The organism is Mycoplasma sp. AC1221 (assembly GCF_054353815.1).
Window position 1 is genome coordinate 71,368 of the sequence record NZ_JBTHHH010000001.1, and the last position, 24,743, is coordinate 96,110.

The following is a 24,743-nucleotide window of genomic DNA, read 5'->3' on the forward strand; positions in this document are numbered from 1 at the left end:
GGAAAATATGAAACACTTAAAATTAGATTTTTCAAAAGCCCCATCATTAGAAGAATTAAAATACTTACAACCTAAAATATCTCAAATCCATAACGATATAGTCAGCAAAAATGTAGTTGAAAAAGATTGGTTAGGTTGATATAATCTACCTGCTGATTATGATAAAGATGAATTTAAAGCAATGCAAGAGAAAGCCGATTTTTGATTTAAAACTGGAATCGAAGTTGTTGTTGTCATTGGAATTGGTGGTTCATATTTAGGGGCTAAAAGTGGTTATGATTTTATCTACGGACCTTATTCAAGCAAAAAACCTAAAATGGAACTTTTATTTGCTGGAAATGATATTTCAGCAGAAACATTAGTTGCAAAATTAAAATATGTTGATGATAAAAAATTTGCTATTAATGTAATTTCAAAATCCGGAACCACATTAGAACCATCAATTGCTTTTCGTGAATTTAGAAAATTGCTTGAAGGCAAAATCGGTGATCAAGCAAGCGATTATATAGTTGCAACAACCGATAAACAAAAAGGTGTTTTATTTGAATTAGCAACCTTAAAAGGTTACCAAAAGTTTGTTGTTCCCGATGATGTTGGTGGACGCTTTTCGGTATTAACAGCAGTTGGTTTATTTCCGTTTTTATGCGCCGGAATCGATGCAAAAGGAATTTTAGATGCAGCAAACCAAACTAATAAGGAACTTTCTGAATCAAAACTTGAATTAAATCCTGCTTATTGATATGCTGCTGCTCGTTATCATTTATATAATAACAATTATGCTATCGAAATGATGGTTTCATATGAACCAAAACTACAATACTTCTTAGAATGATGAAAACAACTGTTTGGTGAATCTGAGGGAAAGGATGGAAAAGGGTTATGACCTACCAGTTGCTTATTTTCTACCGACTTACACTCGCTAGGGCAAATGATTCAAGATGGTAATAAAATTCTTTTTGAAACTGTTTTAACCTTAGAAAATCCTTCTGCTAACATTGAATTTTCAAAAGAAGCAATTGATTATGACAAACTAAATTACCTAGCTTCAAATAATTTACACCAAGTTAATAACATTGCTTTTAATGCTACTGCAAATGCACATCATATCAGTGGTAAAATCCCTGTAATTCATATGTTATTTGACACATTTAATGAAGCAACCTTAGGAACCTTATTTATCTTCTTTGAACGAGCATTAGCAATGAGTGCATATTTATTAGGAGTTAATCCGTTCAATCAACCTGGTGTCGAAGTATATAAAAAGAATATGTTCAGTATGCTAGAAAAGAAATAATGAACAAAAAACGATTAGGACAATTCTTTACTATTTGTAATCCATTTGATAATATTATTTTCTTTAAGTGACTTAAAGAAAATAATTTATTATCCCATAATATCATATATTTAGAGCCTTTTGCGGGTTCTAATAATATACCTTTCTTGTTATCACAACTTAATTTAAATAACCCATGAAAATGTTTTGATATTCAACATTTTTATGATCAAAACAACAATCAAATTAATCATTTTGATAAATATCAAATTAACATCAATGATTCATTAAAAAACTATCCTAAAGGATATAAATTAGCTATTACTAATCCACCGTATTTAGCAAAAAATAGTGCAACACGTTCTAAGATAAATAATGATTTTGGTGGTTATGACGACTTATACAAATATGCTTTAGATATTATGCTTAAGTATACCGATTTTGTCGCTGCAATTATCCCTGAAACTTTTATCACATCAACTAATTTAAATCTTAAAACTCGCTTATATGCAGTAATTTCGTTGCAAATGAAAATGTTTAATGATACTGAATGTCCAGTTTGTCTTGCTTTGTTTAACAAAAATTCTACTCAGGATTTTTTGGTGTATAAAAATGATGTTTTTATCGGTTGATATAAAGAGTTAAAACAACTTCAAAAGCAACCACAAAATCAATATAAATTTGTTTTTAATGATAATAATGGACAAATATGATTAAATGGCATCGATAATACAAAAAATGATAGTATTAGATTTTCATTAGCAGATTCAAAATGCAAAAATGTCAATAATTCATCACGAAGTTATACAAGAATTAAATTGCCTAATGACTGAAATCTTGATGATAATCAATTAAAAGCCTATATCAATGCATTAAACGATTATTTAGTTAAATATCGCTGCGAAACTAAGGATGTGTTTTTATCTTCGTTTAAAGGTTTAAGAAAGGATTTTAAATATCGTCGTAGACTTAGCTGGACTGAGGCAAAACGAATAATGAGTGTTGTCTATGAATTAGGTGGTTATGATGATTAACTGAGATTTAGAATTAAGAAAAAGAAGAATGCATAATATCAAGGATGTTAAAAGTTTGCTGATACAAAATGATAAATCATTGCTAGAAAAAATTTATAAGGATGCAAATAGATATGATTTAGATGTTAATTTTATTAAAGATAAAATCATAAATGAAGATATTTTTGCTCTCATAAGATATGCAAAAGATCCAAATAAACAAAACATTCACGAAGATATTTTACTCGAATACTTGCACAATCAACTTCATAATGTTACCATCCTTAAATTACCCAAAACTGGTAAGGATGCTAAATTTATCAACAAGTTTGGTAACATCCTTGATTTATCCAATCGTGAATATAATGAAATCACAAACAAAAGTATCGACTTTGAATTCATCAAAGACGATATAATTTTTTATTGCACTTTCAAATATACCAATGAAAAAGGTGGTGCTCAAGATAATCAAAGAAACGATGTGATGTCATTTATCGAAAATGCTAATAAAAATCAAGATGACAAAGTGAAATTCTTAGTCATCTTGGATGGAAATTACTATGTTGATCAAATTAATAAGATTAAAGAATGTATTAATTCTGAAAAGACATTTGTCTTAAATTCATCACAAATCTATGATTTCTTTGAATTTAAGACTTATCAAAAAGTAAAATAAACTATTTGAAGATATCCTTAAATTGATCAGGGTATAAATATGCCATTTTCTTTACAACCTGCTCAAAAGTAGTTGGATTATAAGGTAATCCACGATTTTTTAAATATGCATATTTTTGTGTATCAAAAACTAAAAAATTATTTGATCCTCAGTTTCCGGCTTGCTTATCTAAACCAACTACATTACCATCGCTATCATAAACCCCACTACCTGATGAACCACTTCCTCAGTCAAAATCTGGAACCTCTCCTCATAGTGCAGGGCGTACAGCATCAATGGTACTTTTATCATTACCATAATATTTAATCGGGTTATTACCGATTAAATATTCACGATAGCGTAATCCGGGATAACTTTCTTGATTACCTAAGGTAACAACCTTAGGTAGAGTTGCTATATAGAAGTTTAAATTATTAAAGGAACTAAGATATAAAGATAAATCCGAAATGTTTAATGGTTTAAGGTTTTTGAAATTAAGAAAGTGCTTTATTGCATTTTTTTCATGCTGAGTTAACAATCTTTCTTTGTATTTATATGTATCCAAATCTTTACCATCAAAGGTTGTAAAAATTGGTTTGAAATCTACAATAGCAACAATTGCATCGAGGTTATTATTTGTGCTTCTGCTGATAATTTCTCCATCAGTATTTTTAAAATTTCCATATGAATTTTGAACTTGTCCGCTAAAATCTAAAAATAAATCAAAAGTTATTCCTTGTTCACTGCTTGGTATTTTAAAATCAAACATATCACCATCAGGTGTTAGTTTTGGATATGTAAATTTTTTATCATTTGTATCATCCGAAGCATTATTTGCTTGTTTATCAGTATAAATTGGTAAATATTTATTGTTTTGTTGATCTTGGGTTGGTCTGTTAATATTAGTCGAAGAAATCAATTTAGGATGTTGAACTACAATTCTTTCATATCCGTTATGATGTTGCGTTCAAGTTCCAATCCCTGAATGACGATTGGTGTTTCAAACATGAAAATTAACAAAGGCATAATAACGAAAATCATTAGGATTATCATTAACTTTGGAAAAGATATTTCAAGTTCCATCAGCATCAGCATTTAAACTAAACACTCTGGATCTACCCTCTTCGATTGGTTTAACTGAATCTTCTTTATATAAACGTTTTGAACGGTCATCCTTGGCAGGTGCATCATCTAAAATATTATTTCTCGCTTCTATATTTTGAACTGTTTGATTATGTGTTTTTAATTCATATGTATTTTTATAACCAATTGATGAACCCTGAATTGAGTTTTTATCAAGTTTCTTAGCTTGTTTAAATTTAATTTTTTCATCTGTATCAGTTTCATTTTGAATTCAATTTACAAAAAATTCATTTCTCGAAATAAATGCTGAGCGACTAGTTGAATGATTATGTGTAGCAAGGATGTTATTAAAATGGATATTATTATTTCTTGTATGTAGTTTTAATGTAAGTTGATTATTTGTTAATGATAAACTAAATTTAATATTGCTCTTAATTTTTGAATACAGACTTTGTTGAAATGCAGGTGTTTCAGAAACATAATCATACATAAAATCAACATCATCAATATATTGGTTTTCTTGCAAGGTTTTCAAAGAAACAGGAACTCTAACACGCGAATGAATATTATCAAATTCATTTGCATCCTTAAACTCTCTTGGATTTAAATCAAGTTCAAAAACAAATCAGAAAATTATGTTCTCTTTATCAAAATCACTTGGGATAATAATTGAATTTAAATCTTCAGAAATAGATGCAGTAGCATTATTTTCGCTTAATTTAAAAATTGAATCATTAAGATATTCTCGAGTTTTAAATCAATGAATTTTTTGAGCTATATTATTTTTTGTAATTGTGTAATTACGGTCTGGATGGTTTTCTTTTGAATTTTTATATCTGGTTTTTCAGTTAAAATAATCAAAATTATAATCTAAAACTGCATTGAAATTTTCAGGTGAAAAAGTAATGTTGCTTTGATGTGTTGTAGATAATAAATCATACTTTTTTACCTTACTTACAGATGAACCATCGTCAAGTTGGTTTTTAAGTTTATTTTCTGATGTTCAGTCAAAATTATATGAAAACTCAATGTTCTTATTAGAAACTTCTTTTCTTGGAATAAAATTTAGATAACTTTTATTATTTACTACATCAATATATTTAAGTTTATACTTAATTTGTTCTTGAAAGGCTGCGAGTGAAAATTTAGATAAATCTTTAAAAGGGATATAAATTTTCTTACTTGCTGGCACAGCATTTTCAACATCAAAGGCTTGATCTTTGTTTACAATAATAGTAGGACCAAATGGAAAATCTGTTTTCTTTTCTTCTTTATAAACTTTTTTCTCTACTTCAAAGTAGAAAACAAAAACTTTATCTGATAAAATTTTAACTTGTTCAGTTGTTCAATTAAATGAAGTTGTTGCAAAAATCTCTTTTGTGTTCTGATTTTTATAAATATCAAAGTTTTGCAACATTAAATTATCAAATGAATTATTTTTCTTAGAAAACTTATATTTTGACTGCAAATTAAAGGTTGCTACTTTATTATTATTAATAACAAGTTGGGTAATAATATAGTCATTTTGATAGTTACTTAGATTGTTTGCATTAAATGAAAGTTGATTACTATTAACACTTAAATCAATGTATTTTACTCAAGGATTATATTGGTCAAAACTTTTTACCAATGCTTTTGCAGATGTTATGCCTTCCGATGTGTTAGTAATATTTATAGTTATTGTATCATTTGTAACATTTATGCTAGAAACATCTACATTAGATGTTTGAGTATATTTGTTTTCAGTGTCATTTGAACTTGTTTTAGTAGTAGGAGCATCTAAATAATTAAAATATATAGGATAATAAGAATCATTTGTTTTTAATGTATCTTTATTCAATTCATGAAAATCATTAGATGTATTAATATTTAAATCATTACCTGAAATAAGATTAGCATTTTGCAAGGTAAAAATGTTACCATAGTTTTTGATATCATTATTTGAAACTGGTGCAGTATTTTCTTTTTGTGGTTTTTTTTCTGTGACAGTAAATGAATATGTGCCTGAGAAACTATTTTCAAATGTTTTTCAATTTCCATTTATATTTACTTGAAAGTTTTTAAATGTATATGTTCCATTCGAAAGATTGTTTATTGTAAAAGTATAATTTGTTGCATTATTTAATGTTATTTCACTGCTATAAATATCACTCCCATTTTTTGTTAATACTATTCTTGCAGATTTATTTTGATAAATATCTTTTATGTTATTTATAGTTACATCAACTTGGTTGTTAGCATTTGAATTTGGTTCTACCAATAGCGAACTATGATAAATATTAACATTAGTTACTTGATCTGGTAATGACAAGGTTTTAAAATTAAATTTGTTATTTGAATCGCTATAAATTAAATGATCTTGATTATCTTCATTATATGAAATAGATTTAATAAAATAACTTGTATTTTCACTTAAGTTATCTGCATTAATATTTAGTTTTAGCTGATTAGGACTTAGAATTTGGTAAGTAGCATTGTATCGGTAATCATTACTCAATATAAGTTTGAAAGTTAAATTCGGCTTAATAGTATTAAAATTTTTTGTTTGGATATTCAAAGATAAATTAGCAGAATTTGTAGTTATTTCAGATGACGAAAATTGTGCATTATTAAAGTCAAAATGATATTCAATTGGTTTTGATTCAGAATTGTTAGAGTTATCTGTTAAAGTTGTAAAAGAGATTTTTTGGGAATCCGAAGTGATTATATCGATGTTATTTAATAAAATTTGTGAAATATGATATGTAGAACTAGCAGCAAGATCACTAATTTGGTAAGAAGATGTGTTGTTATTTACAACAAAATCCTTATCAAATCCACTTTTGAATCGAATTTTAAGATTATATTCTTTGTTAGGTTCCAAATTTTGTAAATCTAACGATAAATTTACACTATGTGATTTTATATCAGTTGTTTTAATACTTCTTAAAATAGGATTCGCTTTAGTTTTGAAGCTAAATTTATTAGAATAGTTATTGGTATATATAACTTTACTACTACCATTAGAAAATAAAATGCTTTTGACAAAATAATTTGTATTAGCTTTCAAATTAGTTGCATTTACAGTTAATTTAATTTGATTTAAATCGATAACATTATAACTAGCATTATAGATTTGATCATTATTTAATATCACTTTAAATGTTGAATTTACATCTGAATTATTAAAATTTTCACTATTAAAAGTTATCGATGCATTAGCTGAATTTGTTGTTATTTCACTTGTTTTAAAAACTGCATTATCAAAATTAAATTTATACTCTTTTTGTTGTGGCTGGTTAGTTTGCATATCATCTAATGTTTTAAAAGATATTTTTTGATTATCTGATGTAATAACTTCTTGGTTATTAAGTAGAATTTGAGCAATTTGATATGTTGTATTGGTTTGAAGATTATCAATCAAGAATGTAGCATTTTGAGATGTTAACAAGAAATCTTTTTGCATTCCGTTGGTGAATTTAATTTTAAGATTATATTGTGTATTTGCTTGCAAATTGTTAAAAGCAACATTTAAATTTGCACTATTTTTTGTTATATCTGATATATTTACAGATTTTAAGGCAGGATTTATTGTATCAATAGATGTTGTTTGAAAAGCAAACTTATTAGCATCGCTATTTTTATAAATTTCTTTGCTTTGTTCTTGATTAACTAATAAAATAGATTTAACATAATAACTTGTGTTAGCACTCAAACCACTGGCATTAATGCTTAAACGAATCTTATTGCCATCTAAAACATAAGTTGCATCATAGTTTTTGTCATTATTTAAAACTACTTTAAATTGCACATTATTATTTCGAAAATTCTTTGCTATAAAATCCAAAACAACCGATGCAGAATTTGCATCAGTTTTTAAAACATTAAATGTTGCATCATTAAAATCAAACATACTTTGATCATCAGATTTTTTAGTTGTAAAAGTAATTTTTTGATTATTATTGTTAATAATATTTTGCGAATCAAGCAAAATTGAATTGATATGATATGTTGTATTAGCTGTTAAATTATCAATTGTAACTTTAATAGCTTTATTAGAATTAACACTAATATGCTTAGAAATTCCATTACTTAATTTTACTTCTAGATTATAAGTTTTATTTGGTAATAAATTATCGATTTGTATTGATATAAGTGCATTATTTGAACTTGTTGAAACAACTACAATATCTTTTAAATGTGGTTGTTTATCCGAATTATTTGCACACGCAATAGTTATAATTGGTGTTGCTAAAACAAGTGGGCTTATAGTTCATAATTTCTTTTTCATAACAGTCCTTATTCAGTTGTTTAATCCTTATTTATAATGTTGAAAATATCATTATAAAGTTCTCATTCAGGCTTTGTATCATTTTCTTTTGGTAGTTGGTAAGATATAACTTTATTTATAGTCTGATTAAATACAGATTTTGCTTGCAGTGCCTTTAGCATCACTTGAAGTTTTGCTCTTGTATATTTTGATTTCTTATTCGGATAATTTTTATCAAGCAGATACATAATATATTCTTTTAAAAAACTTGCTAAACAAATCAATAAATTATATGCATCATAGTGGTTTTTTTGATATATATACCAAAATTCATTTCGAATATCATCTTCAAATAAGTCAACATTTTTTAGAACTTGTTTTGCATCTGAATCAACCTTTTTAATCATCGATGCAGTAATATCTATTAAATTAGTTTTATAAACCAAATAACCATCGAGTTCCTTTGATTTCTCAATTGATTCTAAATCGAGATCCATTATTGGGTCTTCATCTAAAAAGCGTCCTAAATCATATCCTGATAAATTACCCAAAGTTCTCTCATCTTCAGCAGTATTTTCATAATCTTCTAAAAATTCATTCCTTAACATCTGATCTTCATGTTCAAGTTTTTTATTTCAAATTATAACCTGTTTAATATCATACGTTTTTGAATCAATTTGTAGTTTTTTGTCTCTTTGTTTTTCTTTACTTCCATCTTTAAAATGTTTATAATCACCTTGATCCATAATGTAATCAAAATCTGAACGATCACCATAAAATGCAGAAATTGATGTAATGAAATTTATATTGTTTTCAAGCATATAATGAATATTTTCTTCAGTTATCATTTCTTTTTCTATTGAAAATGTTGGATTTGAATTAGGAAACATTTTCAAATAAGCATCTAAAAAGTCGGTAAGATACTGGGATTCATCACCAAAAGTTACATTATAAGTTTGCACAAACACAGGAGCACCTAACTTATTAAAAGCTGCTACAACATTCTTTTGGGTTCGTCAAAAATCATTATAGGAGTATTTTGTTCCTGCTTTTTTAGAATTATCGAATTCTGCATATGTCATAGGTTTAACTGCAACATATAAAATTTTGCTATCTGTCATTTGCTCACTAATTCTTTGAACATTTTTATATAATATTTTATGATTCTTTCAAATATTATTAAGTGCTTTTATGTATATATTATCTTTGTAGTCTGATTTTTTATATATTTTATCAAGTTCAATTAATTTATCCGATGCTCCCCTTACATCTGTTAAAAACAAATTAAGTAATGTCATAGTCACAGTGTTTTTTAAATCATCTTTATCATATTTAAAATGATCAAACAAACCGATGTTATTAATTAGTTTTATTAATCATAATTCATTAGGATTTCTAGTTGGATAAGTTATTTTTGCTTCCGATAAAACTTTTTCAACATATGCTTTTAAATCTGTGTAATCTTCATTAACTATATTTTTTAAATCATAATCACTAATTGCAGATTCAATCAATGGTATATGTCATGGATATTTTTTACTTAATTTAGTATATAATCCTAAATCCACAACATTAGTCATTTTATCCATACCATCATAATTTTCTTGTTTTGCTATATAAACATGAAGATTTTTATCTGCGTCATTATCTAAATTTACAACTAATTTCATAGTAAAATTATATCACTATGAGATTAAAAAACTACATAGAAAACTATGCAGTTTTAGGTTTTTTGTATCATTTTATTAGTTTGCTTGCTTCAAAATATATAGTAAGCAATAATCCAAATAATATCGGTGCTAACGAATATGCAACATTATAATTAGCTATCTTAGAGATATCAGCCATTTTAAATGCTACTCTTATTCCAGGTACAAATGCTACAAAGATTACACAAATCAATGAAAATAGTGATGCTGCATAAACTAATTTATATTCTTTAATATTACATCTAAAGATAGATTTTACAGACATCAAATTAATTGAATTAATACTTGCACCAACTCCTAAGGCAATGAATGTTGCAGTAGATGTCAGTTTGATAAAATTATCGCCTTTGATGTTATTAGAAATGGCCACTAAAGCAGCTGTCAAATATGCTAATAGAGCACCAATTGAGATAATTACACTTTGAATAAGTAATTGTTTTCATAAACCATTTGCAAAAATACTCTGGTTCTTATTAATAGGTTTTTGCTGCATCACATCTAAATTGCTTGGTGTCATACCTAGTGCAATCGCTGGTAGTCCGTGAGTTAATAAGTTAATTCATAAAAGTTGTGAAGCCGATAGCACTATTACTTCAGCATCCGCTATGTGTTTTTTAAAGATAATTGATAAAACAAACAATCCGATAATCATTACAATAATTTCACTTAATGAAGAAACTAAAAGGTTTAAAATAACAGTTTTGATGCGATTATATGTTTCGCGACCACTTTTAATTCCTTTAACAATTGTAGTGAAGTTATCATCAGTCAAAATCACATCTGCTGCTTGTTTTGATACATCAGTCCCTGTAATCCCCATTGCAACACCAACATCGGATGCTTTTAAAGCAGGAGCATCATTTACTCCATCACCAGTCATTGCTACTACTTCATGATAACCTTGTCAAGCTTTCACTATTCTTAATTTATCAGTCGGTGACACACGAGCATAGACACTAATATTACGAACATTTTTATATAACTCATCATCAGTCATCGTTGCTAATTGAACTCCTGTGATAGCTTTATCACCATATTTATAAATTCCTAAATCAGTAGCTATTGCTGTAGCAGTAGTAAGATGGTCACCGGTAATCATAACAGGGTGGATACCAGCTTGTTTTGCTATTTCAATACTTTCTTTAACACCTGCCCGAGGTGGATCTTGCATTGCGATAAGTCCTAAAAAGACTAAATTATTTTCATCATCAAATGTAATTTTTTCAGCACTTGCATCCATTTTTTTATAACCAACTGCGATTACACGGTAAGATTTTTGTGCCCAACTTTCATTTAATTGGTATTGATATTCACTAGCATCCTTGCTCTTAGCAAAAATTACATCAGGGGCACCTTTAGTTATTAGAATTTTTTCTCCTTTCGGATTCTTTACCAAAACTGACATTGTTTTTCGATCTGAATCAAAAGGAAGTGAATCTAATTTTTGAAAAGCTTGATAAAACATCTGAGCAGAGTTTTGGTTATCTAGTCCAAACCTAAGTATTCCAGTTTCGGTTGGGTCCCCTACTTCAATGTATTCTCCATTTTCTCCTATTTGCACACTAGCATCACAACAAGCAACAAAAGCACCTAATGCCGAAGATTTTTCATATGGAACATCTGGATCAATTGCATCATATAAATGCATTACAGTCATTTTATTTTCAGTAAGTGTTCCGGTTTTATCTGAACAGATTACACTAGTAGCTCCTAAGGTCTCAACTGCAGGAAATGCTTTAATAATGACATGTTTTTTAGTCATTGTTGCTACACCAATAGCCAATAACACAGTTGTAAAAGTAATCAATCCTTCTGGAATAGCAGCAACAGCCAGTGAAATCCCTATTATTACAGCATTAGAATAAACTTCTGGGTTATTTCAAATGTTTGTGAAAACATTTGAAATAATAAATTGAATAACTGTTGTTATAACTAATAAAACAACACCTGATATTCCAAAAAGTTTACTTAATTTATTAAGTTTAATTTGTAAAGGAGTAAATTGCGGTTTTTGTTCTTGAATCAGTTTATTAATATTACCTATTTGAGTGTCTTTTCCAATTGCGACTACTTCTGCAACACAGTGTCCGTTAGTTAAATAAGTTCCCGCAAAAACGCGATTGGTATTTTCAATAATATTTTGATGTTGATTATCTTCTAATGCGTTTTTTTCAACAGGTAATGATTCACCAGTCAAGGCCGCTTCAACAACATTAACACAGTAAGCTTGCAATATTTTTGCATCGGCTCCGGCATAATCTCCTGCATCTAAAACAATAATATCACCTACAACCAATTCTTCAGCCGGTAAATGCATCAGTTGTCCATCACGATACACTTTAGAAATCAATTGATTGTTTTTTTCTAATGCTTTAACTGCTTGATCACTTTTTATTTCTTGATATGTACCTAAAATCGAATTTAAAACTATCACTATTAAAATAATTAAAGGTTCAATAAATCCAACAATAATATCCGTTTGACTTTTAGAATTTTTACTTACTGTTTCATATATTGCAACTGCAAATGAAAAAGCTGCAGCAATTAAAAGCAAAATAATCATAAAGTCTTTAAATTGTGATATAAAAACTTTAAAAATATTTAATTTTTTTTCACTAGTAATTTTATTAAATCCATTTTCTTGTTGTTTTTGTTTTGCTTGTTGTGATGTTAAACCACTATAAATAATATCTTGATTCAAAACTCTCCTTTCTTAGATATAAAAACACAAATTAATGTGTTTTTATTATTCTATTTTATCTTTTGTTTCTATATCAATGTCTTCTATATCTAAATTAATATTAGGATAAGAACTATTTATATTTAAATCATTAACTATTTTAATTTTATTTATCATTCTAAAGTTATGTATTATTATTCCACCTAATGCAAAAATACCTAATAATCCTAATGTGCTGACATAATTAAGGTATGGAATATTATGAGATGCAATGCTAAGTGCAAGCAAAGCATACATAAAAGGTCATAATTTCTTAATTTTCTGCATTTGAATACTTTTAAAATCATCGTGATAGAGGAAAACCAAGGTAACTATACCAATAATAAACATAATTGCAAAAATAACATAAGAAACAATTGCTACAGGGGATGAAGAATCAGCTAAAAAATTCAAAATTTTATATCCTGTTTCTGTTTCATTTAATTTTTCATCATCACTTATACTCTTTATTATTCCTACAAATAAAATAATTATATAAACAGTTGCAATTAATTGTTGTAAAATAAATAACCCAAAAAAACCTCAAGTCAAAAAATATATTCTTTTTTGTTTTTTATCCATAATTTGTTTATCCTTATATATAAAAATTATAACTATTTTTTATTTTATATTAAGGATATTATTAACTTTTTAACAACAACATAAACATAATAAATGCAGATGCGATAAAAACTACACCTAAAAATAATGGAATATTATACTTTGCTCGCTGCCAAGCAGGTAAATACATTCCGGTTGCTTCATAAGTAGTTTTTTTGTTTCTAGGGTTATCACGATTATATTCATCCATTTGTAACTGCTTATAATTACGAATTTTTGCTATGGAATATTTAGCATAAATTACAAAACAAATTAATGCTAAAACAACAAATAATACTCCCAAGGGAATTAAGGTGTTTTTAGGTATTTTTTCTGCTGCTCTACCTGGAACGTCTACATCAAAATACATAAACAAATCATTCAAATTAAATATCATATTTTTATTTTAGCAAAATTTATTTTTTGAATAAATTATTAGCTTTTTTGTACTCGTATAATTGCACCATCTCTTTAAGTTTCGCAACTGATGCACTATCATCATAAGGTTTATTATCTTTTTCATTAATTCACAAAATTACAAGGTAATAAACAAAGATTTTTTGTTGAATTAAATATTCTTCTCAATAATTTTCATAACGATCTAAGAAAATTTGTTCTTGTTCTGGATTTAAAAATGAACCACAAATAAAGTATGCTAAATCAAAATGCTTATCACCCATAGATGCATATTCTCAATCTACAAAATAAATTTTTCCTTGTTCATCTTTAACTATATTGCCAGATCATAAGTCATTATGCAATGGACGATTATTTTCGCTATGAGAAAGGATGTTATTGATGCGTTTATAATATTCATCGATAACAGGTACTTTCAAGCCTTTGTCTCTTATAATGCGACGGTATTCTTTAACACGTGCCGCATGATTAGTTTTTGGAAATTTTAAACCTGAATCATGTAATTTACGAAAGTTATCAGCAATTTGATGTAAATCAGATGTGCTAAAATCTACCTTTACATTTTTAATAAACTCCCATTTTGAATGATTTTGATCATTTTCAAGTAATTTTGGTACAAAATCAAACACTGAAAGGATGCTATAATCAAGTTTATGATTAAATTTATCAAACTTTTTATATTGCAAAAAATAATCACCATCGTGATATGATTCATTTGTATAACCGATATTAATTTTTTCCATTTTACTCCTTTATTTTAAAATATTATATATTTAAATAAAAATTCAAAGCATAAAATGTATAATATTAATTATGTCTATAAATAAAGAGAGTTTTTTAAAATCTAGATTAATCCCTGCATTAATAATGTTAATTGCATTAGTTGCTTTATTGGTGCTAACACGATATAGTTTTTATTGATCATATCCATTATATCAAAGCTCATTAGGTGGTTTTTGAGCAGTGCGAGCAATAGCATTGATTTTTGTTTTCATTTTTGCATATTGAATCTTTTTTGAAGTTTCCTTAGCCTTTTTACAGCATAAAATTTATGCTGCTATTCAAGCACTGTTGCTAAATTCATTAATGTTTTTAGGAACTAATTTTTTAAACTTAGTTATCACATCAAGTAATATAAGCAGTTTGGATGCTTTTGAATTAAGATTATGAACTGATTGACAAGCACACTTGATGTTATTGGTTAATGTTCTTATTTTTATTATCTTTAGAATTATCATTATCAAAAATCTTTATTTTACAGAATTATTTTTAAAGGCATTGTTGTTTTTACTAACTAGTTTAATATTAAGTTTTTTCATAAAAACATTTTTATTTTTAAACACTGTTTCATCTGGTTTAGAATATATCCTCTTATTTATTTTAATCGCTGTTAGTTCGGATATAGGTGGATATTTTGGTGGAAAATACCTAGGACATAATATGTTTAAAAATAAAATGGCACCATTAATTTCGCCTAAAAAGACTTGAGAAGGTGCTTTTGTAGGGTATGTTGCTGCACTAATAATTAGTTTTGTGTTTATTTATGCTTATTTTGGAGTTGCAAAGGGGTATGATATTAATACCGATGTTGCATCTGTTCTAAATTCATCTAAAAATACCACTGCTGCAATAGTTATTTTGCTTACATTAGCGCCAATTGCTGCAATTACAGGTGATTTATATTTTTCTTTTATAAAACGTAAATTAGCAATAAAAGATTTTTCGAGAATTTTAGCAGGTCACGGTGGAATTGTTGATCGAATCGATAGTATTTCACTAATCTTCTTTATTTGAACATTTTTAGCATTATTTAGGGGATAAAATGAGTTTTTACAAAGATCGCACCTTTGCAAACTTTGCTTCAGAAATTGGTTTAGGAAATATTGAAGCATTTTCTGAAGCATACATTGCTGCAATTTCAGAACTGCAAACACGAAATTCAAAAAGAATTATCGAAGTAGATTTAAAGCTACCATATGCACCAAAAATAACTGATTTAGTAAAACTTCTAAAAGCATTAAAAAGCGAACGAGGAAGCAAATACCGTGTTATTTATAGCATTAATGACTATGTTATCGATGCTCCGATGTTTCGTGATTATATTACCACTATTATTAAGTCAAAAACAAAAAGTAAAATGTTTGTAAATTTGGATAACATGCTAAATCAAACACCTAAAAATCTTTATGTAAATCACCAAAATCAAAAGTGATTTATTTTATACGATGATGCAAGTATTAAGTACGAGGTAGTTGAAGCAATTGAATTTTTAACTAAAAAAATGCACGAATTTGGTTTATTGAAATTTCAAATCGGATCTCAATTTTATGAAAAAGTTATTGAAGAAGAGATCCCTAATGTTGATTTAAATTTAGTATATCAAAAACTCAAAGAAGAACAAGTTAGAGTTGAAATCCCTGCACAAAATAGCAATAAACCGTTAATCAAAAGAAAATCAAAAGAGTATTATAAAACATCAATCAAGGATATTGATAATTTAGACCACAATAAAGAACAGCATTATATTAGTGTTGAAGGAATGATTTATAAAACCGATATATCTGATAATGCAAATTACAAAATTAATAAGTACTTTATAACAGATTTTTCAGATGCGTTGCAATGTATTCAATATCTAAACAATGATGCAGAACAAGTTGAAACCTTTAAAATAAATGATTTTGTCAAAATCAACGGGGTATTAATTTTCAAACAAGTTGGTGCTGAATACCGTCGAACATTAAGAATTTATTCAATTACAAAAATTAATAATCCTATTTCACTAAGAGTTGATGATAATGAAGAAAAAAGAATCGAATTAAATACAAAATCCAAGATGAATGCAATGGACAGTGTCTTTGATGCAGCTGATATAGTTAAAATTGCTAAACAAATGGGACATAAAGCAGTGGCTATTTTAGATTCAAATAGTGTGCAATCTTTCCCCAAATTTGTTGCTGAAGCAAAAAAAGCAGGAATAAAACCTATTTATGGAGCAAGTTTAGATTTAATAAATGAAAATAACCAAATAATATTAACAAAAGACTTTGATGCACATATCAAATTAGTTGAAAGTGAATATGTGATTTTCGATATTGAAACAACTTCACTTTCTCCCAAACTAGGTGAAATAATTGAATTTGGTGCTACTGTAGTTCAAAATGGTAAAAAAATAGGTAGTGAACAATTTTTTATCAAATGCAACAGTAAGCTCTCTGAATTTACTCAAAAACTTACCAATATAACTCAATCGATGCTGGATGATTATGGATTAGATTTGAAAGTAGGATTGCAAAAAATCTATAATTTATTAAATAACAAAATCGCTGTAGCACACAATGCTAATTTCGATATGCATTTTATCTTACAAAAATTTATCGATAATAATATGCAACTTCCTAATACAGTTTTTATCGATTCATTGATGATTTCTAGACTTTTATTTTCTGATAAAAACAAGCACTCATTAGGAGATTTTTGCAGTTATTTCAATGTTGAATACAACTCATCTGTAGCACACCGTGCTGACTATGATGCAGAAATACTTTCTCTTGCTTTTATTCAATCGCTTTTTAGTTTTCAACAACAACAAGTATTGACACTAGGTGATTTATATCATTATTTACCTAATCCTGAAGCATTTTATAAAAAAGTTCGTTCAAATTATCAATACAGCATCTTGGCTAAGAATCAGTTGGGATTAAAAGAACTTTTTCAGCTGGTTTCAATGACTCTAACACAAAGATTTTGAGGACAACCAAAACTTTTTTATAATGATTTACAGGGTAAAAAGAATATTCTAATAGGTTCTGGTGGACTAAAAGGTGAATTAATTAATGCACTAATATATTCATCAGATTTGAAAATAAATGAAGTTATAGATCGCTGTGACTATATCGAAATTCCGCATATTGATGCATTAAAACATTTATATATAAACACTGAATATACAAAAGAACAGATTGAAAATCTTTTGAAACAAGTTATCAAATTAGCACTTTCAAAAAACAAAATTGTTGTAGCGATCGGGGATTGTCGTTATGAAAATCCTAATGATCAAATTTTTTATAAGAGTCTTGTTTATGCAAAAGGCCTAGGTGGAAGTCGTCATTTTTTACTTAAAACCAAAAATAGCAAAGAAGAACGTAGCAAAGATGATGAAGATGATAATCAAAAAGACACAATAAAACGAATTGATTTTACTGTTATCCCCGATTTATATTATTTAAATACTAAGCAAATGCTTGAAGGTTTTAGTTATTTAAATTTTGAATTAGCTAAGCTAATTGTAATTGATAACAGCCATAAAATTTCACAGATGATTGATGATGACATCGTTGTTATTAAAGATAAATTGTATACACCTACAGTTGAAAACTCAAAAGAAAAACTTAAGAATTTAGTTTATCAGACTGCAAAAGATAAATATGGAGAAAATTTACCACAAATTATTTCAGAACGCATCAAAAGTGAATTAGATCCCATTTTAAAATATGACTTTGATGTGATCTACTGAATTTCACATCTTTTGGTTAAAAAATCACTTGATAACGGGTATTTAGTAGGAAGTCGTGGTAGTGTCGGTTCTTCTTTAGTTGCAACTTTAGCGGGTATTACCGAAGTAAATCCTCTTCCACCACATTATATTTGTGATAAATGCAAGCATTTTGAATTAGTTGAAAATCCACCTACCACATCCGGCTTTGATTTAGATGATAAAAATTGTCCTATATGTGCAACTATTATGGATAAAGATGGCAATTCAATTCCGTTTGAAACTTTTTTAGGTTTTAATGCCGATAAAGTTCCTGATATTGATTTAAACTTCTCAGGTGATTATCAAAAAAATATTCATGATGAAATCAAACATATCTTTGGTCAAGATAAAACTTTTCGTGCTGGGACAATCTCAACAATACAAGGACGTACAGGTTTCGGTTATATAAAAAATATGGCTGAAGAATTTAATATTCCATACTCAAACGATTTTATTGACTTTTTATCAACTAAATTAGAAGGTGTCAAGCGCACAACTGGACAGCATCCGGGTGGAATCATTATCATACCAAATCAATTTAGTGTTGAAGACTTCACCCCGATTAATTTCCCTGCTGATGATATTAAATTAGATTGAAAAACTACACATTTAGATTATCGTGCAATTCATGATAATGTTATAAAATTTGACATTTTAGGACATGTTGATCCTACAGCAATTAAAATGTTAGAGACTTTAACAGGTTTAAATGTCAAAACTGACATTCCTAAAAAAGATGCAAAAGTGATGTCGCTTTTTTATTCAACAAAAGCTATGAACATCAAACCGGATGACATCGGTAATGAAACAACTGGAGCATTAGGATTACCAGAATTTGGTACACAATTTGTTCGTAAAATGCTTGCTGAAGCACAACCTAAATCATTTGCTGATTTAATTTCGCTTTCTGGTCTTTCACACGGAACCGATGTATGAAAAGGTAATGCACAGGATTTAGTTAAAGAACACGGTATGTCATTGAACGAAGTTATCTCCTGTCGCGATGATATTATGAATTTTCTTATCTCGCTTGGTGTTGATCCACTTTATTCATTTAACATTATGGAGAAAGTACGTAAAGGGAAAGGATTAACACCTGAAGAAGAAAATGAATTACGAACACATAATGTACCTGAATGAGCAATAAAAAGTATGAAATTAATTAAATATATGTTTCCAAAAGCACATGCTACTGCTTATGTTTTAATGGCATGACGTGTTGCTTGGTTTAAATTATATAAACCGTTAGAGTATTATGCAACTTATTTTAGTACTCGTGTTGAAGAATTTGACTTAGATACCTTAGTAGAAGATATTGGGATGCATAAAATAAATGAAAAAATTCGTGAATTAAATGCATTGGTAAATCCTAAAGTGAATGACAAACAACTTCTAACTACCTTAGAAATAGCACGTGAATGCTATGCTCGTGGATTTAGCATCAGTAATATAAATTTAGAAATTTCAAAAGTTAAGGAATGAGTTATTGATTATGAAAATAACTGTCTAATACCTCCATTTACAACTATTAAGAGTTTAGGTATTGCTGCTGCCGAAAAACTTGTTGCTGCTCGTTCTGAAATGAAATTTAAATCACGTGAAGACTTTAAAACACGAAGTGGAATCAATCAAACTTTGTATAAAAGGTTATTAGAACTTAAAATACTAGATCACTTGCAGGAAAATGATCAAATGACTTTATTTTAATCTAACAAAACATGTATTTTGTTCATACAGGTTTTTGTAAAATGAATAATAAAATCTGTAGAATTTGCTAATATTTTTGTATACTTAAAATAACATGTAAAGAGGTTATTATGAAAAATAAAAAATATAAACGCTTCATTTCCAAATTATTTATTTCTTCTGCTATTTTACTTCCTACAATTGCATCAGCTTGTACATCAAATGATAATGGCAATTATGGTTCAAAAAAACCAAAAAATAATCCTAAAAATGATGAAAATAAAAACACTTTAAAAGTAAATAATATAACAGTTGATAATGTAACTGATAATTCTGCTGCTATTGAACTTTATTTTAGTGCGACATTGCATAAAAATGATCAATTAAAAATTGCTCTTATGGATTTGAAGACTTCTATAATAAGAAATATAGTGCAAAATGTGAATATAAACAGTAATCGTGTAAGAGTAAGTATCGATGGATTAAGTCCTAATACAACTTATAAAATAGATAATTTGTTGCAAAATAATAATAAGATTGGTTTTTTAAATACAGTTGATAATCGCTCTTTATCATTTACAACTTTAAATCAAGAATCAAATGGTAGCAAAGATGAAAATGGTAACAACCAACAAGGAAAAAATGGTGATGGAGATGATAAAAAAGGATCAGAAAATCCACAAAATCCACATTCTGGCAATATGCCTGATAAAGAACACGAAGAAAGCAAAGAACAAAATCCTGGTTCTGAAAATCAAAATCCAAATAATCACCAAAAAATTGATATTAATGCAACTGTTAGCAGTGTTAGCTACCAAAATCAATTCAATGTTTTGCTAAAACTTGATTCAGATCAAGATTTAGCAAATAAATTTGCACTAATTACAGTAAATCCAATAGACAGTAATAATCAAGTTATTAACCAAGATATTACATCAAATATTGTTACTATAAATGATAAAAATCTTTCATTTAGTTTTAATAATCTTGATTTTAATAGTAAATATCGCATTAAATCAATAGATTTCTTTGAACAAGGAAGCGAAAATCAACTTTCTAAGCTTGATAACATTTCAATTAATAATTATCCAGAATTTAATACACCTTCATTAAATATAAATGTAACTTTTAATGATAATCTAAGTCAAAATCAAGATAGTTATGTGTTAGGTTTTAATACAAATTCTGATTTTAATGGTTATATAGAGTTAAAAGTGGTAAAATCAAGCGATCAAAATCAAGAATATAGATCACTTAGATCGAGTTTGAAACATAAACAAATCAGTTTTTTAAACCTAGATCCGAACACAACATATATTATTAAAGGTGTAAGTCTTTATTCTGATGCAGGTAGTTCAAATCCATTAAATGTAAACATGACTTTCCAAAATAATAAAACTTTTACAACACCAAATCAAAAAATACAATCGAATGCTTTATTAGAACCTAAATATAGTGCAATTAAACAAAATAACATTCCTGTTGTTTATGATTTACAAAATACAGCAACTAGCAAAACAAGTGATCAATTAACTTTGGACAGTATTAAATCAAACAACACAAATCATAGTGATTATTTTACTCAAAAAGAAACAAGCGAAAACAAGCAAAATAATAGTACATTTGCTCAATTAAAAAGTTATATATATGATTCTACACATCAAAAATACAGATTAAATTTTTTAGTTCCTAACTCTTTTGCAAAAGCATACACACTAAAAATTCGTAAGAATAATGTCGAAGAAAGTATATCAGCAACCTCAATGAAATATGATCATTATCTATATGAAATACCATATGATCACTCTGCGACAATTGACTTAATTGGATTGATAGATGACAACAATCAAAGTATTAAAACATTCAATAGTAGTTTTGGAATCCATCCATATACATTTAATTTTGATACTACTGTTGATGCAAACATCAGAAGCATTTCAATACAACCTAAAACAGGTAATAACATCGATGTATTTGTTAAAGTTCGGAAGAAGACTTATCCAGATCGTTTAGCATATCTAAATAATACAAAATTAAAGGTATGACGCAATAATAACATCGTTGAAGTAACTGCTACTAGAAGAATTGATGATTATCATGCAACCATTTTAGCTGGTGATCAAATTGTATCATTTGTTTATAATACTAGCACCACCACACAAATACATGATTTACCATTAACTGAAATTAATTTTGATTCAAGTAAAAATACATATGATATTAATTCAATAACAGTTGATCAAAATGCTCAAAAAGTGAATGTTACATTAAATTCTAATGTTACAAATGCTAATAATCTAAGTTTTATAGTTAAAGGAATTGATCACAATATTCCATTTATTCGAACTATAACCCCAACAATTAATAATAATATTGCAAGTTTTGATATAAATCAACTTTCAAATGCAAATATTTCATATGTTATAACTAATATTTTATTAAATGATGGATTTATTGATTTAAGTGAAGATAAAAAATACCAATTTAATATAACAACAATTGAAAATAATAATTTAAGTGATTTTAATTATTATATGGATCAAAATACTAAAAAAGTTTATGCCTCTGCTTTCTTTAATTTTAATTCACATAACTTAAAATACCTAAAAAATATGTACTTTGATTTTATGTTTGAAAAAGAAACACAAAACTATGATAATCAATTAGTATTAGGATTTGAACCCACAAAGCACATAATGGTAAGATTTGATGATTTATGAAAATTTGAACTACCTAATTTTAATGAATATATTAAATATACACTAAAAAAAGTCCGGATCGTAAAACCTGTTACCTATAAACAATTAGCTACTATTGATGTTGCTGCAAACCTACAAAAAACACTGGCATATCATTTTAATTATGCAAGTGTTGATCAAAATAATTTCTCTGCAAACGGAATTGAACGCAGAACCACAAATGATTTTAGTCGCTATGATTTAAGAAAAAAATGACTAGCAAATGACGCAAACGATACTGTTGATTTTAGTTTATATAATCTATGATCTGTTTCAGAATATTTATCCGATTATACATTCATCAAGGATCGTGAATTTTTAAATCAAGCATATCCAAACCCGATTGTATATAAATTTAACAAAAATTCAGAAACCAAAAAAATTCAACTTTTTGGTCCAAGAGAACAAGTTAAAGCAAAATTATTTAACATTGATAATTCAAACAAAACCACTTCATTAACTAAGAAATTATCTAATTTTAAAAACCTTGATCAAATTCCTGAAAATGAATCATTAATGATGTTTGATTTTGAATTTGAATTACATGATCGCACAAATTATGACTTATACTATGCTTACACAATAAATTCAACAGTTCGTTTACCTTTTAATTTAACCAAACTCAAGCAAACTGGTAAATTAGAGAACTTAAACTTTTATTTTTATCAAATTTTTACTTCACAAGCTGTTCAAGAACACAACTATAATAAAATAAATGCAAAATTTAGTTTTAATTTATATTATGATAGTTCTAACAATACTATTACCTTAAAAGTAATTTCTAAGGATAAAGATTATAATTTTACCCAAGATATAGCCACACATAATATAGGTTTAGAAAAAAATGTTTTCATCGGGCCTGCTAGAATCGCTGTAATTCATACAAATGAAAATGTTAAAATCGAATACAACTCAGATAAAGTTGATGCATTATCAAACTTTAATCCAAAAATATCATACCTAAATGAAAATATAAATAAAAACTATGATTTTAGCTTTTCTCCAGGTATGTCAGTTGATGATATAAAAACTTGACAATCAAAACGTTTATTTAAAGAAGATAAATCAGATGCTGCTGACTTAATGCGACAACGTGCATTTAGAATCAGTGTAGGAACTTGAAACTTAATTGGTAAGGTTAAACCAGATGATGATAATGATTATCGCTTCTATGTAATGACTAACCACCATGTTGCTGTGCATGTTCCAGTTCCAAATACTCATACAAGTTTTTACATTCCAACTTTATTAGATCGTCCTGCTGCAGGAACATACCAAACTGGTCCTAGTGTACAAGATGGAAAATTGACTAAAATTTATGCGTTTGAAAATTATAAATATAATTATCAACTGATCAAAGATTACTATAATATCTGAAGTTTCATTGATAACGAAGGAAGATATCAAAAAGATAACAAAGCAGCAAATCAAGACTTAGTAATTGCAACAATTGATTTAAGATCTATTTTTGAGCAATATCAAGGAGTAGATTTATCAAAAATTCAAATGGATGCACAAACAAAAGAATCAATTAAATACATTTTAAACTGAAAAAACTTGGCACCTACAAAACTCAGTAATGAGGTTAAATACTTACAAGATTTCGATGCATTAAATTGATATGTTGCTTCCTTTCCTGGTGAAAGAACGATTGGTCCTGAAACGGTTAAATCAATCCGTTATCGAGAATACTTATTAATGTATATGCCATACTTTATGAATGATTTTGATTATGAAGAAACAAGATATAAATCAACCAAGATATCATTCAACCGTGAAGGGATTGATTTAGCCGGTGGTGCATCAGGTAGTGGTGTATACGATGAAAAAGGTAATGTAGTAGGTCTGATAACCGAAGGATGAAATTCATTTGATGGAGCTATTTCAGCGCACTTATTCGCTGGACAAGTACGCAATGTTTTCGGTTCAAAAGACAATAAAATTAATCAAGATTCATTTTATGAATATATCAAACACAATAGTTTCTTATATCCTAAAAAATATACAGATATTTATTGAGATGATGACATAACAATCAAAAATAATCAAAAGACTAACTAGGAA

12 protein-coding genes are annotated in these 24,743 nt (G+C 27.5%); 6 read left to right on the forward strand and 6 right to left on the reverse strand.

Going from position 1 to position 24,743, the window contains the following annotated elements; all coding sequences use genetic code 4:
- Window positions 1-7 precede the first annotated feature (7 nt).
- Genes ACXYRK_RS00275 through ACXYRK_RS00285 form a run of 3 tightly spaced genes read left to right on the forward strand, consistent with a single transcriptional unit; the run spans window position 8 to window position 2,962 of the window.
- Entirely contained in the window at window positions 8-1,294 is a 1,287-nt protein-coding gene (locus ACXYRK_RS00275) for a glucose-6-phosphate isomerase (RefSeq protein ID WP_458617436.1), read from the forward strand.
- A complete protein-coding gene (locus ACXYRK_RS00280) occupies window positions 1,294-2,307 on the forward strand; it encodes a hypothetical protein (RefSeq protein WP_458617438.1) in 1,014 nt (337 codons plus the stop codon). The genes ACXYRK_RS00275 and ACXYRK_RS00280 overlap by 1 nt, the downstream gene beginning before the upstream one ends.
- Entirely contained in the window at window positions 2,300-2,962 is a 663-nt protein-coding gene (locus tag ACXYRK_RS00285; protein WP_458617439.1) for a hypothetical protein, read from the forward strand. Before ACXYRK_RS00280 ends, ACXYRK_RS00285 begins: the two co-directional genes overlap by 8 nt.
- 1 nt (window position 2,963) lies before the next feature.
- Here ACXYRK_RS00285 and ACXYRK_RS00290 read toward each other — a convergent pair whose 3' ends face one another.
- From ACXYRK_RS00290 to ACXYRK_RS00315, 6 genes are all read right to left on the reverse strand, one after another.
- The gene (locus ACXYRK_RS00290) at window positions 2,964-8,294 is read right to left on the reverse strand and encodes a hypothetical protein (RefSeq protein WP_458617441.1); all 5,331 of its coding nucleotides are present in this window, start codon (window positions 8,292-8,294) and stop codon (window positions 2,964-2,966) included.
- A gap of 20 nt (window positions 8,295-8,314) precedes the next feature.
- A complete protein-coding gene (locus ACXYRK_RS00295) occupies window positions 8,315-9,943 on the reverse strand; it encodes a hypothetical protein (protein WP_458617443.1) in 1,629 nt (542 codons plus the stop codon).
- Between the two features lie 43 nt (window positions 9,944-9,986).
- Window positions 9,987-12,683, reverse strand: a complete 2,697-nt coding sequence (locus ACXYRK_RS00300; RefSeq protein WP_458617444.1) for a cation-translocating P-type ATPase — start codon at window positions 12,681-12,683, stop codon at window positions 9,987-9,989.
- 45 nt (window positions 12,684-12,728) lie between these two features.
- Window positions 12,729-13,283, reverse strand: coding sequence for a hypothetical protein (locus tag ACXYRK_RS00305; protein ID WP_458617446.1), 555 nt, complete (start codon window positions 13,281-13,283; stop codon window positions 12,729-12,731).
- Between the two features lie 61 nt (window positions 13,284-13,344).
- Window positions 13,345-13,698, reverse strand: a complete 354-nt coding sequence (locus ACXYRK_RS00310; RefSeq protein WP_458597301.1) for a hypothetical protein — start codon at window positions 13,696-13,698, stop codon at window positions 13,345-13,347.
- Between the two features lie 19 nt (window positions 13,699-13,717).
- On the reverse strand, window positions 13,718-14,461 hold the full coding sequence (locus ACXYRK_RS00315) for a phosphotransferase (protein WP_435130382.1): 744 nt from the start codon (window positions 14,459-14,461) through the stop codon (window positions 13,718-13,720).
- Window positions 14,462-14,531: 70 nt separating this feature from the next.
- Between ACXYRK_RS00315 and ACXYRK_RS00320 the strand changes: the two genes are divergently transcribed.
- From ACXYRK_RS00320 to ACXYRK_RS00330, 3 genes are all read left to right on the forward strand, one after another.
- Window positions 14,532-15,539, forward strand: a complete 1,008-nt coding sequence (locus ACXYRK_RS00320) for a phosphatidate cytidylyltransferase (protein ID WP_458617448.1) — start codon at window positions 14,532-14,534, stop codon at window positions 15,537-15,539.
- Between the two features lies 1 nt (window position 15,540).
- Window positions 15,541-19,962 carry a PolC-type DNA polymerase III gene (locus tag ACXYRK_RS00325; RefSeq protein WP_458617450.1) on the forward strand — a complete coding sequence of 1,474 codons (4,422 nt, stop codon included), beginning with the start codon at window positions 15,541-15,543 and terminating at the stop codon, window positions 19,960-19,962.
- 110 nt (window positions 19,963-20,072) lie between these two features.
- On the forward strand, window positions 20,073-24,740 hold the full coding sequence (locus tag ACXYRK_RS00330) for a hypothetical protein (protein WP_458617452.1): 4,668 nt from the start codon (window positions 20,073-20,075) through the stop codon (window positions 24,738-24,740).
- Window positions 24,741-24,743: the final 3 nt, after the last annotated feature.